The 15,729-nt window shown below is 69.5% G+C and carries 15 protein-coding genes, 1 rRNA gene and 1 riboswitch; of the genes, 13 read left to right on the top strand and 3 right to left on the bottom strand.

The features are described 5' to 3' along the window. From rrf to ACZ6D7_RS46975, 12 genes are all read left to right on the top strand, one after another. Nucleotides 1-95, top strand: a 5S ribosomal RNA gene (gene rrf / locus ACZ6D7_RS47030); the annotation flags it as partial. A 108-nt stretch (nt 96-203) separates the two neighbouring features. Then, nucleotides 204-812, top strand: coding sequence for a CDP-alcohol phosphatidyltransferase family protein (locus ACZ6D7_RS47025; RefSeq protein ID WP_469505021.1), 609 nt, complete (start codon nt 204-206; stop codon nt 810-812). A 112-nt stretch (nt 813-924) separates the two neighbouring features. Then, nucleotides 925-3,420 carry a sugar phosphate nucleotidyltransferase gene (locus ACZ6D7_RS47020; RefSeq protein ID WP_469505019.1) on the top strand — a complete coding sequence of 832 codons (2,496 nt, stop codon included), beginning with the start codon at nt 925-927 and terminating at the stop codon, nt 3,418-3,420. Nucleotides 3,421-3,587: 167 nt separating this feature from the next. Next, a complete protein-coding gene (locus ACZ6D7_RS47015) occupies nt 3,588-4,424 on the top strand; it encodes a DUF881 domain-containing protein (RefSeq protein WP_469505024.1) in 837 nt (278 codons plus the stop codon). After that, nucleotides 4,421-4,753, top strand: a complete 333-nt coding sequence (locus ACZ6D7_RS47010; protein WP_030798533.1) for a small basic family protein — start codon at nt 4,421-4,423, stop codon at nt 4,751-4,753. Before ACZ6D7_RS47015 ends, ACZ6D7_RS47010 begins: the two co-directional genes overlap by 4 nt. Nucleotides 4,754-4,758: 5 nt before the next feature. Next, a complete protein-coding gene (locus ACZ6D7_RS47005) occupies nt 4,759-5,592 on the top strand; it encodes a DUF881 domain-containing protein (protein ID WP_469505017.1) in 834 nt (277 codons plus the stop codon). Between the two features lie 82 nt (nt 5,593-5,674). Beyond that, on the top strand, nt 5,675-6,559 hold the full coding sequence (locus ACZ6D7_RS47000) for an FHA domain-containing protein (protein WP_469505022.1): 885 nt from the start codon (nt 5,675-5,677) through the stop codon (nt 6,557-6,559). Between the two features lie 42 nt (nt 6,560-6,601). Then, nucleotides 6,602-7,339: a transcriptional regulator FtsR gene (gene ftsR / locus ACZ6D7_RS46995; RefSeq protein WP_469505014.1), complete on the top strand. Its 738-nt coding sequence runs from the start codon at nt 6,602-6,604 to the stop codon at nt 7,337-7,339. 85 nt (nt 7,340-7,424) lie between these two features. Continuing rightward, nucleotides 7,425-7,898, top strand: a complete 474-nt coding sequence (locus ACZ6D7_RS46990; protein ID WP_004934251.1) for a bifunctional nuclease family protein — start codon at nt 7,425-7,427, stop codon at nt 7,896-7,898. A 243-nt stretch (nt 7,899-8,141) separates the two neighbouring features. Next, nucleotides 8,142-8,786: a MerR family transcriptional regulator gene (locus tag ACZ6D7_RS46985; protein ID WP_469505013.1), complete on the top strand. Its 645-nt coding sequence runs from the start codon at nt 8,142-8,144 to the stop codon at nt 8,784-8,786. A 68-nt stretch (nt 8,787-8,854) separates the two neighbouring features. Then, entirely contained in the window at nt 8,855-10,285 is a 1,431-nt protein-coding gene (locus ACZ6D7_RS46980; protein WP_469505011.1) for a DNA polymerase IV, read from the top strand. 250 nt (nt 10,286-10,535) lie between these two features. Then, the gene (locus ACZ6D7_RS46975) at nt 10,536-10,823 is read left to right on the top strand and encodes a hypothetical protein (RefSeq protein WP_469505009.1); all 288 of its coding nucleotides are present in this window, start codon (nt 10,536-10,538) and stop codon (nt 10,821-10,823) included. Between the two features lie 24 nt (nt 10,824-10,847). Here the strand turns inward: ACZ6D7_RS46975 and ACZ6D7_RS46970 are convergent, their stop codons facing one another. After that, nucleotides 10,848-11,219 (bottom strand): PRC-barrel domain-containing protein, encoded by a 372-nt coding sequence (locus tag ACZ6D7_RS46970; protein WP_469505007.1) that lies wholly within the window; start codon nt 11,217-11,219, stop codon nt 10,848-10,850. Between the two features lie 113 nt (nt 11,220-11,332). Further along, nucleotides 11,333-11,428: riboswitch (glycine riboswitch) on the top strand. A gap of 182 nt (nt 11,429-11,610) precedes the next feature. On the opposite strand from ACZ6D7_RS46970, the gene gcvP reads away from it, so the two are divergent. Further along, the gene (gene gcvP / locus ACZ6D7_RS46965; RefSeq protein WP_469505005.1) at nt 11,611-14,496 is read left to right on the top strand and encodes an aminomethyl-transferring glycine dehydrogenase; all 2,886 of its coding nucleotides are present in this window, start codon (nt 11,611-11,613) and stop codon (nt 14,494-14,496) included. A gap of 92 nt (nt 14,497-14,588) precedes the next feature. Here gcvP and ACZ6D7_RS46960 read toward each other — a convergent pair whose 3' ends face one another. Both ACZ6D7_RS46960 and ACZ6D7_RS46955 read right to left on the bottom strand, forming a co-directional pair. Continuing rightward, the gene (locus ACZ6D7_RS46960; RefSeq protein WP_469505003.1) at nt 14,589-15,011 is read right to left on the bottom strand and encodes a TOBE domain-containing protein; all 423 of its coding nucleotides are present in this window, start codon (nt 15,009-15,011) and stop codon (nt 14,589-14,591) included. A gap of 125 nt (nt 15,012-15,136) precedes the next feature. Further along, nucleotides 15,137-15,532, bottom strand: coding sequence for a TOBE domain-containing protein (locus ACZ6D7_RS46955; protein ID WP_469505001.1), 396 nt, complete (start codon nt 15,530-15,532; stop codon nt 15,137-15,139). Nucleotides 15,533-15,729 lie beyond the last annotated feature (197 nt).

Genomic DNA, 15,729 nt, shown 5'->3' with positions numbered 1-15,729 from the left:
AAACGCCCGGTTACATTCCGAACCCGGAAGCTAAGCCTTACAGCGCCGATGGTACTGCAGGGGGGACCCTGTGGGAGAGTAGGACACCGCCGAACTCCTTTTAGAGCTCTGGCTCTTGGGCATACAGCCCGAGAGCCAGAGCTTTTTTGCGTTGAGGTAAGGTCAGGGGGCATCGTTGGCTCATTTTCTACGGAGGCCCCCGGGTGGAGGTCCAGGAGACCCGCGTTCAGACGGATCGGGTCCTCACCATCCCGAACATCCTCAGCATGGCGCGTCTCGTCGGCGTGCCGCTTTTCCTGTGGCTGATCCTGAGGCCCGAGTTCGGAGGCCCGCAGAGCGACGGCTGGGCCCTCCTGGTGCTGGCCCTGAGCGGCATCAGCGACTACCTGGACGGCAAGCTGGCGCGGCGTTGGAACCAGGTCAGCAGCCTCGGCCGGCTCCTGGATCCGGCCGCGGACCGGCTCTACATTCTCTCGACTCTGGTAGGTCTCACCTGGCGGGAGATTCTGCCCCTCTGGTTGACGGCTGTACTTCTGGCGCGAGAACTGGTTCTGCTGGTGATGGTGGGCATCCTCAGGCGGCACGGCTATCCGCCGCCCCAGGTGAACTTCCTGGGGAAGGCGGCCACCTTCAACCTGATGTACGCCTTCCCGTTGCTTCTGCTCAGTGACGGAAGTGGATGGCTGGCGTCACTCGCTGCTATTTTCGGATGGGCGTTCGCAGGATGGGGTACAACGCTCTATTGGTGGGCAGGAGTCCTCTACGTGGTACAGGTCCGCCGTATCGTTCGTGCGGACGCCATGGCCGACTGAGCTCGCCGATTGGCGGTGGCAGTGGCTCGATGGCCCGCGGCGGAAATGTGCGGGACAATCAGGACGGGTGAAGTCGGCTAGACCGTCGTCTCTCTAGGAGGACGCTTCCGACATGAAGGCCGTCGTGATGGCCGGAGGCGAAGGCACACGCCTTCGTCCCATGACCTCAAGCATGCCCAAGCCGCTCCTGCCGGTGGTCAACCGGCCGATCATGGAGCACGTTCTGAGGCTGCTCAAAAGGCATGGGCTCAACGAGACCGTCGTAACTGTCCAGTTCCTGGCGTCACTGGTCAAGAACTACTTCGGTGACGGTGAAGAGCTCGGAATGGAGCTCAGCTATGCCAATGAGGAGAAGCCACTCGGTACCGCGGGAAGTGTGAAGAACGCTGAGGAGGCGTTGAAGGACGACGCCTTCCTCGTCATCTCCGGCGATGCGCTGACCGACTTCGACCTCACCGAGCTGATCAACTTCCACAAGGAAAAGGGTGCGCTGGTCACCGTCTGTCTGACGCGTGTGCCCAATCCGCTGGAATTCGGCATCACCATCGTCGACGAAGAGGGCAAGGTCGAGCGCTTCCTGGAGAAGCCGACCTGGGGCCAGGTCTTCTCGGACACCGTGAACACGGGCATCTATGTGATGGAGCCCGAGGTCTTCGACTATGTCGAGGCCGATGTTCCCGTCGACTGGTCCGGCGATGTGTTCCCCCAGCTCATGAAGGAGGGCAAGCCGATCTACGGCTTCATCGCCGAGGGCTACTGGGAGGACGTCGGCACGCACGAGAGCTACGTGAAGGCCCAGGCCGACGTGCTCGAAGGCAAGGTCGACGTGGAGATCGACGGTTTCGAGATCTCCCCGGGCGTGTGGGTGGCCGAAGGCGCCGAGGTGCATCCCGACGCCGTTCTGCGCGGGCCCCTGTTCATCGGGGACTACGCGAAGGTGGAGGCCGGCGCCGAAATCCGTGAACACACGGTCATCGGTTCCAATGTGGTCGTGAAGACCGGGGCCTTTCTGCACAGGGCCGTGGTGCACGACAACGTGTATGTCGGGCAGCACAGCAATCTGCGCGGCTGCGTCGTCGGAAAGAACACGGACATCATGCGTGCGGCCCGGATCGAGGACGGCGCCGTCATCGGTGACGAGTGCCTGATCGGCGAAGAATCGATCGTGCAGGGCAATGTGCGGGTCTATCCGTTCAAGACGATCGAGGCCGGCGCGTTCGTCAACACCTCGGTGATCTGGGAGTCCCGGGGGCAGGCGCATCTCTTCGGTGCCCGTGGGGTGTCCGGCATCCTGAACGTCGAGATCACGCCGGAGCTGGCCGTGCGGCTCGCCGGCGCCTACGCGACGACGCTCAAGAAGGGGTCCACGGTCACCACGGCCCGCGACCACTCCCGTGGCGCCCGGGCGCTGAAGCGGGCGGTCATCTCCGCGTTGCAGGCCAGCGCCATCGACGTTCGGGATCTGGAGAACGTGCCGCTGCCCGTGGCGCGGCAGCAGACCGCGCGGGGGAGTGCCGGCGGGATCATGATCCGGACGTCGCCCGGGGTGCCGGATTCCGTGGACATCATGTTCTTCGACGGGCAGGGTGCCGATCTGTCGCAGGGCAGTCAGCGGAAGCTGGACCGGGTGTTCGCGCGGCAAGAGTACCGGCGGGCGTTCCCGGGAGAGATCGGGGACCTGCATTTTCCCGCCAGTGTGTTCGACTCGTACACGGGGTCGCTGCTGCGGAATGTCGACACGACCGGGATCGCCGAGTCCGGGATGAAGGTCGTGGTGGATGCTTCGAACGGCAGTGCGGGGCTGGTGCTGCCGAGTCTGCTCGGGAAGCTCGGGGTGGACTCGCTGACGATCAATCCCGGTCTGAACGAGTCGAGGCCCACGGAGACGAGCGACCAGCGGCGCTCCGGGCTGGTGCGGCTCGGGGAGATCGTGGCGTCGTCCCGGGCCGCGTTCGGGGTGCGGTTCGACCCCGTGGGTGAGCGGCTCTCGCTGGTGGACGAGAAGGGCCGGATCATCGAGGACGACCGGGCGCTGCTGGTGCTGCTCGACCTGGTGGCCGCCGAGCGGCGCAGCGGGCGGGTGGCGCTCCCGGTGACGACGACGCGGATCGCCGAGCAGGTGGCGGCGTACCACGGGACGCAGGTCGAGTGGACGACGACCTCGCCGGACGACCTGACCCGGGTCGGGCGGGACGAGTCGACGATCTTCGGCGGGGACGGCAAGGGCGGGTTCATCGTCCCGGAGTTCAGCAGCGTCTTCGACGGTACGGCGGCGTTCGTACGGCTCATCGGGCTCGTGGCCCGGACGCAGCTCACGCTCAGCCAGATCGACGCGCGGATCCCGCGGGCGCACGTCCTGAAGCGGGATCTGGCGACCCCGTGGGCCGTCAAGGGCCTGGTGATGCGGCGGGTCGTCGAGGCGGCCGGAGATCGCTTCGTGGACACCACGGACGGTGTGCGCGTGGTGGAGACGGACGGACGCTGGGTGATGGTGCTGCCCGATCCGGCCGAGGCCGTCACTCATCTGTGGGCGGAGGGGCCCGACGACGCCTCCGCACAGGCCCTGCTCGACGAGTGGTCGTCGGTCGTGGACAGCGCCGGACGCTGATTCACGCCGCACGCGCGCGTGCCGGACAAGCGTCCCCAAGGGGGCCTGTCCGGCACGCCGGTGGGGCCATTCGGAGGTACTGGTCGCGACGTGCGACGATGTGCGGCATGCCGCAGCAGCCCCCCGTTCGGAGCACACCCGCGCGCGTGCCGCGTCCGGACGCGTCCATGTCGCTGCTCACCAACGTCATGGACCACAGCCTCGACGAGGGGTACGCCGAGGCCGCAGCCCGGAAGCGGGCGGACGGCACCGGTGGCCTGCCGAAGACGGCGCGGGCGAAGCTCGGCCTGGCGGCCGGGCTGGTGCTCGCGGCCCTGGTCGTCACCGTGGGCGCGGCGCAGGCGCGGGTCGCGGCTCCGGTCGTGGCCAAGGAGCGCGAGGAACTGATCGACCGCATCGACCGTGAGACCGCGGCGGCCGACGAGCTGGAGAGGACCGTCGACGAGCTGCGTGACGACGTGAGCGCGCGGCAGCGGGAGGCGCTCGAGCAGAGCGGCGGCAGCGGGCGGACGGACCTGGTGGGCATTCTGTCGGGTGCTGTCGCGGTGCACGGTCCCGGCGTGAAGCTGGTCGTGGACGACGCCGAGGAAGCCACCACGGGCGGCGACGGCAACCCGCGTGAGACGTCCGGGTTCTCCGACACCGGGCGGGTCCGGGACCGTGACATGCAGCGTGTGGTCAACGGGCTGTGGGAGTCCGGTGCCGAGGCGATCTCCATCAACGGGCAGCGATTGACGGCGCTCTCGGCGATCCGGGCCGCGGGCGACGCGATACTGGTCGACAACAAGCCGTTGGTGCCGCCGTACACGGTGCTCGCGGTGGGGGACGGGAAAAACCTCAGCACCCGGTTCCAGAACAGCGCCGACGGGGTGTATCTGAGCGTCCTGCAGGACAACTACGACATCCGGACCGCGATCTCCGTGCGGGAGGACGTCCGGTTGCCGGCCGCACCGAGTGTGATCGTACGTACAGCACAGCCGAGAACTGAGAAGGACGCATCGTGATCGCCGTATTGGGCCTCGTCGTGGGAGTCGTGGCGGGCCTGTTGGTCCAGCCCGAGATTCCGGCGGCCGTAGTGCCGTATCTGCCGATCGCCGTGGTGGCGGCTCTGGACGCCGTGTTCGGCGGGTTGCGGGCCATGCTCGACGGGATCTTCGACGACAAGGTCTTCGTGGTGTCGTTCCTGTCCAACGTGGTCGTGGCCGCGCTGATCGTGTTCCTCGGCGACGAGTTGGGTGTGGGGTCGCAGCTGTCCACGGGTGTCGTCGTCGTGCTCGGCATCCGGATCTTCTCCAATGCCGCGGCGATTCGCCGGCACGTGTTCCGGGCGTGAGGCCGATGAGCAACCAGGACGCGACCCCCGAGAACAGACTGCGCAAGGAGCTCCCCGACGAGGTGCCGACGATTCCGTCGCCGCAGGGGGCGTCCGAGGAGGTGACCGAGCCCGTGCTGACCGGCCGGCAGCGGCTGGCGAAGGGGCTGTGGCCGCCGCGGGTCACGCGGGCGCAACTCATCGTGGCGCTGCTGCTGTTCGGCCTCGGCTTCGGTCTGGCCGTCCAGGTCGCCTCCAACAGCGACAGCGGAAACGCCCTGCGCGGTGCGCGTCAGGAAGATCTCGTGCGCATCCTCGATGAACTCGACGACCGTAGTCAGCGTCTTGAGGACGAGAAGGAAGGGCTCGAGAAGCAGCGGGAGGAACTGGAGAACAGCTCCGACCAGGCCGAGGAGGCCCGCAGGCAGACGGTCGAGAAGGAGAGACAACTCGGCGTTCTGGCGGGCACGGTGGCCGCTGAGGGGCCCGGTATCACCATGACCATCGAGGACACGAAGGGGACGGTCGAGGCGGACATGCTGCTCGACGCGATCCAGGAGCTGCGCGCGGCCGGCGCGGAGGCGATCCAGGTGAACGGCGTGCGCGTCGTCGCCGGAACGTACCTCACGGATTCCGACAACAGCGTGAGAGTCGACGGGAACAAGATCAACGCGCCGTTTCGTTTCAAGGTCATCGGCAACCCGCAGGACCTCGAGCCGGCGCTGAACATCCCTGGAGGCGTGGTGCAGACCCTGGAGAAGGAGCAGGCCACCGTGACCGTCGAGCGATCGACCAAGATCGTCGTGGACGCCTTGCGGGCAGCGAAGCAGCCTGACTACGCTCGGTCGTCCTCACAGTGAACCGGGGGTGCATGGGGGCCGTCCGGCAGGGGCATGAGGTTGCGGGGGGTCGGCGCACCGATCGGGTGGTGCGTGGTGGAAACTGTCTGGTGGATACGGACGTTGTGAAGATGTCCGGGTCGGCCGGTGTAATCAGTCAGGGTTCGTCCTGCCCCACGGGCGGGTCTGTTTCGGTCAAGGGGAATCGCCCGTGAAGTTGTTTGCGAAGTTGTTCGGCAAGAGCGCGCGAGAGGGCAGCGACAACGCGACCGCTCGCCATCGCGCACAGCCTGATGCGGAAGGCCAGCGGCCGCTGTTCCGGGACCAGGTGGGTGGTCCGGGCGGCGATATTTCCGGAGGTCAGGGCGCGGCGTCTGTTGACCCTGCCCAGTCCGGCGGCATAGGTTTCGGCCAACCGTCAACCTCAAGTACGGGTGGAGGGTTTTCTCCTATGTCGGCCCTGGTGTGTACGAGGTGCGGTAACCGCAACCCGGAGAACAGCCGCTTCTGCTCCAACTGCGGTGCGCCGCTGCGCCCCGGTCTGACGCCCGAGCGGGCGTCGGAGACGACCTCGACCATCTCGATCTCCGGTCTCGAGGCCTACGACTCCGAGGTCACCGGCCAGACCCAGCTGCCGGCGCTCTCCCCGGAGGCGCAGGCCGCGGTCGACGCGCTGCCGCTGGGCTCCGCGCTGCTGGTCGTGCGCCGGGGTCCGAACTCGGGCAGTCGCTTCCTGCTGGACGGCGACCTGACCACGGCCGGGCGTCACCCGCAGAGCGACATCTTCCTGGACGACGTGACGGTCTCGCGTCGCCACGTGGAGTTCCGGCGCAACCCGGACGGCACGTTCAAGGTGGCGGACGTCGGCAGTCTGAACGGCACGTACGTCAACCGGGAGCGGATCGACGAGGTCCCTCTGTCGAACGGTGACGAGGTGCAGATCGGCAAGTACCGGCTGGTCTTCTACGCGAGCCAGCAGGGTTACTGACCCTCCCCCGGATTCCATCCGGGGGGAACCCAGGGAAGGTCCATGCTTCAAACACCGAGGGGCGGTGCCGGGTACGGCACCGCCGCCGCGGACGGTGGGCTGATGAGCATCGGCACCGTGCTGAACGCGCTGCGCGACGAGTTTCCGGAAGTCACCATCTCCAAGATCCGCTTCCTGGAGTCGGAGGGACTCGTCGAGCCGCAGCGAACCCCCTCGGGGTATCGCAAGTTCAGCGCGGGGGACGTCGAGCGTCTCGGTCACGTCCTGAGGATGCAGCGGGACCACTATCTGCCGCTCAAGGTGATCCGGGAGCATCTGGACGCCATGGAGCGCGGTGAGGCCGCGCCGCTGCCCACCGTGGGCCGGCAGCGGGACGGGGAGGCCGTCCCGGACGTGCCCGAGGGGCCCACCGTGGCCCGGATCGGGCGGTCCGAGCTGCTGGCGGCCGCCGGGATCGACGAGCCCGAGCTGGTGGAGTGGGAGTCGTACGGGCTGCTGGTGCCGCTGGAGGACGGGGTCTACGACGCCGAGGCGGCCACCGTGGCGGCTCTGGTCGCCGAACTGGGTCGGTTCGGGATCGAGCCCCGGCATCTGCGGGTGATGAAGGCTGCGGCGGACCGTGAGGCCGGGCTGGTGGACCAGGTGGTCGCCCCGCTCAGACGTCATCGCAACCCGCAGACCAGGGCCCATGCGGAGGCCCGTACGAAGGAGCTGGCGGGGCTCACGGTCCGGTTGCACGCGGCGCTCGTGCAGACCGCGCTGCGGGTGCGGCTGCCCTGACCCCGGGGGGTTCGCCCTGGGCGGATCGGTCACCCGTTCCCGGCCCGACTACCCAAACGTCCCGGGCACGGCCTAGGGTTGCTGTGTGAACGAGCTCGATGTCGTAGGTGTCCGGGTCGAAATGCCCTCCAACCAACCGATCGTGCTTCTGCGTGAAGTGGGAGGAGACCGCTACCTCCCCATCTGGATCGGACCGGGGGAGGCGACGGCGATCGCCTTCGCCCAGCAGGGCATGGCTCCCGCGCGACCGCTGACCCACGACCTGTTCAAGGACGTGCTGGAAGCCGTCGGCCAGGAGCTCACCGAGGTGCGCATCACGGACCTGCGGGAGGGCGTCTTCTACGCGGAGCTGGTCTTCGCCAGCGGGGTCGAGGTGAGCGCGCGCCCGTCCGACGCCATAGCGCTGGCACTGCGGACCGGAACGCCGATCTACGGCAGCGACACCGTGCTGGACGACGCGGGCATCGCGATCCCGGACGAGCAGGAGGACGAGGTGGAGAAGTTCCGCGAGTTCCTCGACCAGATCTCGCCCGAGGACTTCGGCACCAGCAACCAGTAGCCAGGACGTACGAGGAACGGGGTGGCCCGCACCGCAGGGCCGCCCCGTTCTCGGCAATTGCCAGCGGCGAGTGAGAGCGTCCTACGGCTTCTGCTCAGCGCATTCGGCTAGCCTTTCCCCGCGGTGGGGTGCGGGAAACCACTCCTAGGGTGATTATCACTCGGCGTGCCGAGTGTGGCGATCGTTGACGCACCCCTGGTGACTGCCTACCGTCGAGAAGGCAGTTCAAGGACGGAGGTCGGCGTGAGAAGCAGCGGCGACGGTACGGCTGGGGGTGCCCCCGGACTCGGTGTCGGGGGGAGCGGTCCGTACCCGCTTTACGGCAGCGCGGCCGATCACGCTCCGCAGCGACCGGCGGCCGTGCCGAGCGGCGGAGGGGCGACGTCCATGGCGTCCGAGCAGATCGGCTACCGCGGTCCGACGGCCTGTGCGGCCGCCGGCATCACCTACCGGCAACTCGACTACTGGGCCCGTACCGGCCTGGTCGAGCCGAGCGTGCGGCCCGCTCACGGGTCCGGCACGCAGCGTCTGTACAGCTTCCGGGACGTCGTCGTCCTGAAGATCGTCAAGCGGTTCCTGGACACCGGGGTGTCGCTCCAGAACATCCGCGCCGCCGTGCAGCACCTGCGGGAGCGCGGCTTCCGCGACCTGGAGCGCATGACGCTCATGAGCGACGGTGCCACGGTCTACGAGTGCAGCTCGCCGGACGAGGTGCACGCGCTGCTCCAGGGCGGGCAGGGCATCTTCGGCATCGCCGTGGGCGTGGTCTGGCGGGATGTCGAGAGCGCGCTGTCGCAACTGCACGGAGAGCGGATCGACACCGGCGAGACGCTCGTCGGGCACAACCCGGCGGACGAGCTGGCGCGCAGGCGCAACCGGGCGGTCTGAACCGCTCCGGAGGCGGTGGGCGCCGCTGAGCGGCGTCATTGTCAGTGGCGTGGTGCAGCATCGGACATGTGAGAAACGCGCCCACGATCCTGCATCTCGACATGGATGCCTTCTACGCCCAGGCGGAGCAGGTGTCCAAGCCGAGTCTGCGCGGGAAAGCCGTGATCGTGGGCGGTCTCGGGCCGCGCGGGGTGGTCGCCACGGCCTCCTACGAGGCGCGGGTCTTCGGGGTGCACTCGGCGATGCCCATGGGCCAGGCGCGGCGGCTGGCCCCGAACGCCGCCTACCTCGTGCCCCGCTTCTCGTTCTACCGGTCGATCAGCGACCAGGTGATGGCGCTGCTGCGGGCTCTGTCGCCGCTGGTGGAGCCGCTGAGCCTCGACGAGGCGTTCGTCGACCTGGAGGCCGGGGAGACGGCCTGGGACAGCGAGTCGGCGCGGCTGGCCGGCGTCCGGCTGCGTACGGACATCCGGGACGTCACGGGGCTCACCGGGTCGGTGGGGCTCGCGGCCTCGAAGATGCTCGCGAAGATCGCCTCCGAGCAGGCCAAGCCCGACGGCCTGGTGCTCATCGAACCGGGGACCGAGCGGGCGCTCCTCGGGCCCATGTCGGTGCGCACCCTGCCGGGAGTGGGGCCGGCCACCGGCGACCATCTGAGGCGGGCAGGGATCACCACGGTCGACGAACTCGCGGAGGCCGGTGAGGACGAGCTGGTGCGGCTGGTGGGGAAGGCGCACGGGCACGGGCTGTACGCCATGGCGCTGGCGCGTGACGACCGGCCGGTGGTGGCCGAGCGGGAGGCCAAGTCGGTGTCGGTCGAGGACACGTACGACGTGGACATCCACGATCGGGTGCGGGTGGAGCTGGAGGTGCAGCGGCTGGCGGAGCGGTGTGTGCGCAGGCTGCGGGGGGCCGGTCTGTCGGGGCGGACCATTGTGCTGAAGGTGCGGCGGTACGACTTCTCCACGCTCACCCGGTCCGAGACCCTGCGCGGGCCGACGGACGATCCGGCGGTGGTGCGGGAGGCGGCGGCCAGGCTGCTGGACTCCGTGGACACGACGGGCGGGGTGCGGCTGCTGGGCGTGGGGGTCAGCGGTCTGGCGGACTTTACCCAGGAGGACCTGTTCGCGCAGGCGGCCGAGGGGCGGGCGGCCGAGGAGCGGGGGGCGGCGGCCGAGGAGGAGCTTCCCGACGAGCCGGTCGCGGAGGAGGTCGTGCCGGCCGAGCACCGGTGGCGTCCGGGGCACGATGTGCGGCATGCCGAGTTCGGGCCCGGGTGGGTGCAGGGAAGTGGGCTGGGCCGGGTCACGGTGCGGTTCGAGACGCCGGACTCGGAGCCGGGGCGGGTGCGGACGTTCCGGGTCGACGACCCGGATCTGGAGCCGGCGGACCCGCTGCCGCTGGTGCGGCGAAGACCCGGGGAGGACGGCGGGCCGGTCGGGATCGCGGCGGGGGACTCGGAGGCCGGAAATCCGGGTGCGGCGGCTGGGAACTCCTGACGGGAGCGGTCCGTTACGCAGAGTGAAGACCGGATGCTGTGGAGTGACGGGGAGTTGCCGTGCTGGAGGAGAGCGGGATGGAACTTCAGGGGGATCGGTCCGTGAACCCCGCCGCCGGGTTGTCCTCGGAGCGGGAGGCCGAGATGCGCCGGGTGGCCGATCGGGTCACCCGCTGGGCGGCGAACCGGAGTGATGTCGTCGGCTGCTGGTCGGTTCCTGTGCGCGGGGGACGGCGGGTCCGGACTCCGATGTGGATCTCGTCGCGCTGACGACGGACCTGTCCGGGTACGGGGAGGGCGGTGCGTGGCTGGGTGAGCTGGGTCTGGGGGAGGTGATCCGGGTTCAGGCGTGGGGGCCCGTCACCGAGTGGCGGCATGCCACGGCCACCGGCCTGGAGGTCGAGCTGGGCGTCACCTCGACGGACTGGGCGCGCACCGACCCGGTCGACGCGGGCACGCGCGAAGTCGTCACCGGCGGCGCCCGCCCGCTGTACGACCCGGCCGGGTTGCTTGCCGCGCTGATACGGGAGTGCGCCTGAGGGGGCTCACGGGTCGCCTGTGTCTCAGTTGTCGTCCGTGCCGGCCAGGCGGCCGAAGTGGTGGTCCGGGAGTGGGGGAGGGGCGGCCACGTCGAGACCGTAGTGGTGGTAGAGCTGGAGTTCCTGGTCGGGGGAGAGGTGCCGGCCCACGCCGAAGTCGGGGGCGTCCTTGATCAGGGCCCGGTCGAAGGGGATGTGGAGGGTGCCCTCGATCAGCTCACTGGGCTCCAGGGGGACGAAGGCGTCCCGGGAGAACAGGCCGGTGCGTATGGCCGCCCACTCGGGCACGCCGGTCGCGTCGTCGAGGTAGACCTCGTCGACGGTGCCGATCTTGGTGCCGTTGCGGTCGAACGCCTTGCGGCCGATCAGGTTGCGCGGATCGATGTCGGTCTGCACGGGCCCTCCACTTGGTCGCAACTCATCCGTAAGCACTACAAAAGAGCACATTGGGGCGCGCGGCCACTCGAAGGAGGTGGCGTTGACCTCGCTGGTAGTCTGGCAACGGCTGCTGACCCCGTGCGGGAGAGTCCTCCGGACATCACCGGAGGCGCCGAAGGAGCAAATCCTCCCCGGAATCTCTCAGGCCCACGTACCGCACGGACGAGGTCACTCTGGAAAGCAGAGCGGGTGTCTGTCGACGGCCTCCGCTCTCACCGACGGTGAAAGCCGGCTGCCCCTTGCGGGCGGCCGGTGAAGCTCTCAGGTTGAGATGACAGAGGGGGAGGCCGTCCGGGTACCCGCGCCGTGGTGCCCCTCGAAGGTCGTGTCAGACCAGGAGGCCTCCGCAATGACCGCCTACCGCATTCCGCTCTCCGAGCTCGAGCGGGGAATCCCCTTCGAACAGCGCCACATCGGGCCCGACCAGGAAGCGCGGGCCAAGATGCTCGCGCACGTCGGGTACGGCTCGCTCGACGAGCTGACCGCCGCCGCGGTCCCCGATGTGATCAAGAACGCCGATGCGCTGGACCTGCCGGGCGCGCGCACCGAGGCCGAGGTGCTGGCCGAGCTGCGGTCGCTGGCCGACCGCAACCAGGTGCTCGACTCCATGATCGGGCTCGGGTACTACGGCACCTTCACGCCCCCGGTGATCCTGCGGAACGTGATGGAGAACCCGGCCTGGTACACGGCCTACACCCCGTACCAGCCGGAGATCTCGCAGGGCCGGCTGGAAGCGCTGCTGAACTTCCAGACCATGGTCGCCGACCTCACGGGGCTGCCCACCTCCGGCGCCTCGCTGCTGGACGAGGGCACGGCCGCCGCCGAGGCGATGGCACTGTCCCGACGGATGGGGAAGAACAAGAAGGGTCTCTTCCTCATCGACGCGGACGTGCTGCCGCAGACCATCGCCGTGATCGAGACCCGGGCCGAGCCGACCGGGGTGGAGGTCGTGGTCGCCGACCTCTCCGACGGGATTCCGGCCGACATCGCGGGGCGTGAGATCAACGGGGTGCTGATCCAGTACCCGGGCGCCTCCGGCGTCGTACGCGACATCAAGGCGGTCATCGACCAGGCGCACGAGCTGGGGGCGCTGGTGACGGTCGCCGCCGATCTGCTCGCGCTGACGCTGCTGACGTCCCCGGGTGAGCTGGGGGCGGACATCGCGATCGGGACGACGCAGCGGTTCGGCGTGCCGATGGGCTTCGGCGGGCCGCACGCCGGCTACATGGCCGTGCACGAGAAGTTCGCGCGCAGCCTGCCCGGGCGGCTCGTGGGCGTGTCCGTGGACGCCGACGGGAACCGGGCGTACCGGCTCGCGCTGCAGACGCGAGAGCAGCACATCCGCAGGGAGAAGGCGACCAGCAACATCTGCACGGCGCAGGTGCTGCTCGCCGTGATGGCGGGCATGTACGCCGTGTACCACGGCCCCGAGGGGCTCAGGTCGATCGCGTGGCGGGCGCACCGGTACGCCTCGATCCTGGCCGCCGGGCTGACGGCCGGCGGGGTGGAGGTCGTGCACCAGGCGTACTTCGACACGCTGACCGTCCGGGTGCCGGGGAAGGCCGCCGAGGTCGTGGCCACGGCGCAGGACAACGGGGTGAACCTGCACCTCGTCGACGCCGACACGGTGTCGATCGCCTGTGACGAGACGACCGCGCGGGCGCAGGTGGCCGGCGTCTGGGCGGCCTTCGGGGTTGAGGGTGACATCGAGGCGCTCGACGCGGTCACCGGGGAGACGCTGCCCGCCGGGCTGCTGCGCTCCGACGAGATCCTGACCCACCCGGTCTTCCACCAGCACCGCTCCGAGACGGCGATGCTGCGCTATCTGCGCCGGCTCGCCGACCGGGACTACGCGCTCGACCGGGGCATGATCCCGCTGGGCTCCTGCACCATGAAGCTCAACGCGACGACGGAGATGGAGCCGGTCACCTGGCCGGAGTTCGGGCAGTTGCACCCCTTCGCGCCGGCCGAGCAGGCCGAGGGCTACCTCACGCTCATCCGGGAGCTGGAGGAGCGGCTCGCCGAGGTCACCGGGTACGACAAGGTGTCGCTCCAGCCGAACGCCGGGTCGCAGGGCGAGCTGGCCGGGCTGCTGGCCGTCCGCGGGTACCACCGGGCCAACGGGGACGAGCAGCGGACGGTGTGCCTGATCCCGTCCTCCGCGCACGGGACCAACGCCGCGAGCGCCGTGATGGCCGGGATGAAGGTCGTCGTCGTGAAGACCGCCGAGGACGGCGAGATCGACGTCGAGGACCTGCGGGCGAAGATCGAGCAGCACCGGGACGAGCTGGCGGTGCTGATGATCACGTACCCGTCGACGCACGGTGTGTTCGAGGAGCACGTCGCCGACATCTGCGCGCAGGTGCACGACGCGGGTGGGCAGGTGTACGTCGATGGCGCCAACCTCAACGCGCTCGTCGGGCTCGCCAAGCCGGGGCACTTCGGCGGTGACGTCTCCCACCTGAACCTGCACAAGACGTTCTGCATCCCGCACGGCGGTGGCGGTCCGGGCGTCGGGCCGGTGGCCGTGCGCTCGCACCTGGCGCCGTATCTGCCGAACCACCCGATGCAGCCCGCGGCCGGGCCGGAGACGGGTGTGGGGCCGATCTCGGCCGCGCCCTGGGGGTCCGCGGGGATTCTGCCGATCTCGTGGGCGTATGTGCGGCTGATGGGCGGGGAGGGGCTGAAGCGGGCCACGCAGGTGGCGGTGCTCAGCGCCAACTACATCGCCAAGCGGCTCGAACCGCACTACCCGGTGCTCTACAACGGCCCGGGCGGGCTCGTCGCGCACGAGTGCATCATCGACCTGCGGCCGCTGACCAAGGCGACCGGGGTGAGCGTCGACGACGTGGCCAAGCGGCTCATCGACTACGGGTTCCACGCGCCGACCATGTCCTTCCCGGTGGCCGGCACGCTGATGATCGAGCCGACCGAGTCGGAGGACCTCGGCGAGCTGGACCGTTTCTGCGAGGCGATGATCGCCATTCGCGCGGAGATCGAGAAGGTCGGGTCGGGCGAGTGGCCGGCCGAGGACAACCCGCTGCACAACGCCCCGCACACCGCGGCCGCGCTCGGCGGGGAGTGGGCGCACGCCTACACGCGTGAGGAGGCCGTGTTCCCGGCCGGGGTGTCCGCCGCCGACAAGTACTGGCCGCCGGTGCGCCGTATCGACCAGGCGTTCGGTGACCGGAACCTGGTCTGCTCGTGCCCGCCGCTGGACGCGTACGAGGACTGAGTCGGTGACCGAGGGCTCCCGTCCGGTGCGGGCGGGAGCCCTCGGGGCTTTCTGCTGGGTCCCTCGGCGTTTCGTGCCAGGGGCCCTCGGCGTTACGCCGTGGCCAGGGACACCTCGGTCGACTTGATCAGGGCGATGGCGCGGGAGCCGGTCGTGAGGGCCAGGTCGTCCACGGCTTCCCGGGTGATGACGGCGGTCAGTGAGCCGCCGTCGACGGACACCTTGACCGAGGCCATCGCGCCGCCGGTGGCGATGTCGGTGACCGTGCCGGGGATCCGGTTGCGGATCGACAGGCTCTCGACCGGGCCGGTGGCGAGGGCGACCTCGGTCGATTTCACCAGGGCCCGGACGGCGGAGCCCGGGGCGAGGCCGAGGTCGGTCACGGCCTCCAGGGTGATGGCTGCGGTCAGGGGCTGACCGCCGGCGAGACGGATCCCCACGGTGGCCATCACCTCGCCGGGGGTGACGGTGGTGACGGTGCCGGGGAGCTGGTTGCGGATGCTCAGGGTGGTCATGGGCATCAACCGTAGGACCGCCGAGGGTATATGCCCGGTATGTGCTGGTTTGCGTCGCGCAGGCCGTGGGGCTGTGGGGCCGTTGGGCTGTGGTCCGCTGGTGCCGTGGGGCTCTCCGGGGGCGTTCAGACGCGGTCGATGTGCACGTTCGTAGACTTCACGCGGGCGGTGGCCTCCATGCCGACCTCCAGGCCCAGCTCCTCGACGGCCTCCCTGGTCAGCAGGGAGACCAAGCGGTGCGGGCCGGCCTGGATCTCGACCTGGGCGGCGACGTCGCCGAGCTTGATCGCGGTGACGATGCCGGGGAACGCGTTGCGGACCGAGGTGTACGAAGGGTCCTCGTCCGTGCTGTCCGACCTGGCGAGTTCGACCGAGAACGCGGCGAGGTCCCTGCCGTCGATGAGACGCCGGCCGGATTCGTCGCGGTGGGTCGCCACCCGGCCGGCGTCGGCCCAGCGGCGCGCGGTGTCGGGACTCACGCCGAGCAGCCGTGCCGCCTGGCCGATTGTGTAGGACTGCATGCCGGTCACGATAGGGCCGGGGGCGGGGGGTGACGGACGCGGGGTTGATCCGTTGGGGGGCGAAGACGGCCGATCGGGAGGGGACCGGCGCATCCTCAGCCCGTGTGGACGCGGGGTCTGCGGTTGCGGTCGGGTTCGGCCTCGCGCAGGACCTCGCGGGTGACCGGGGCGACCTCGCCCTGGCCGAAGAGGAAGAA

This window comes from Streptomyces sp. NPDC041784 (assembly GCF_055591025.1).
This window is presented reverse-complemented; position numbering and strand designations above follow the sequence as displayed.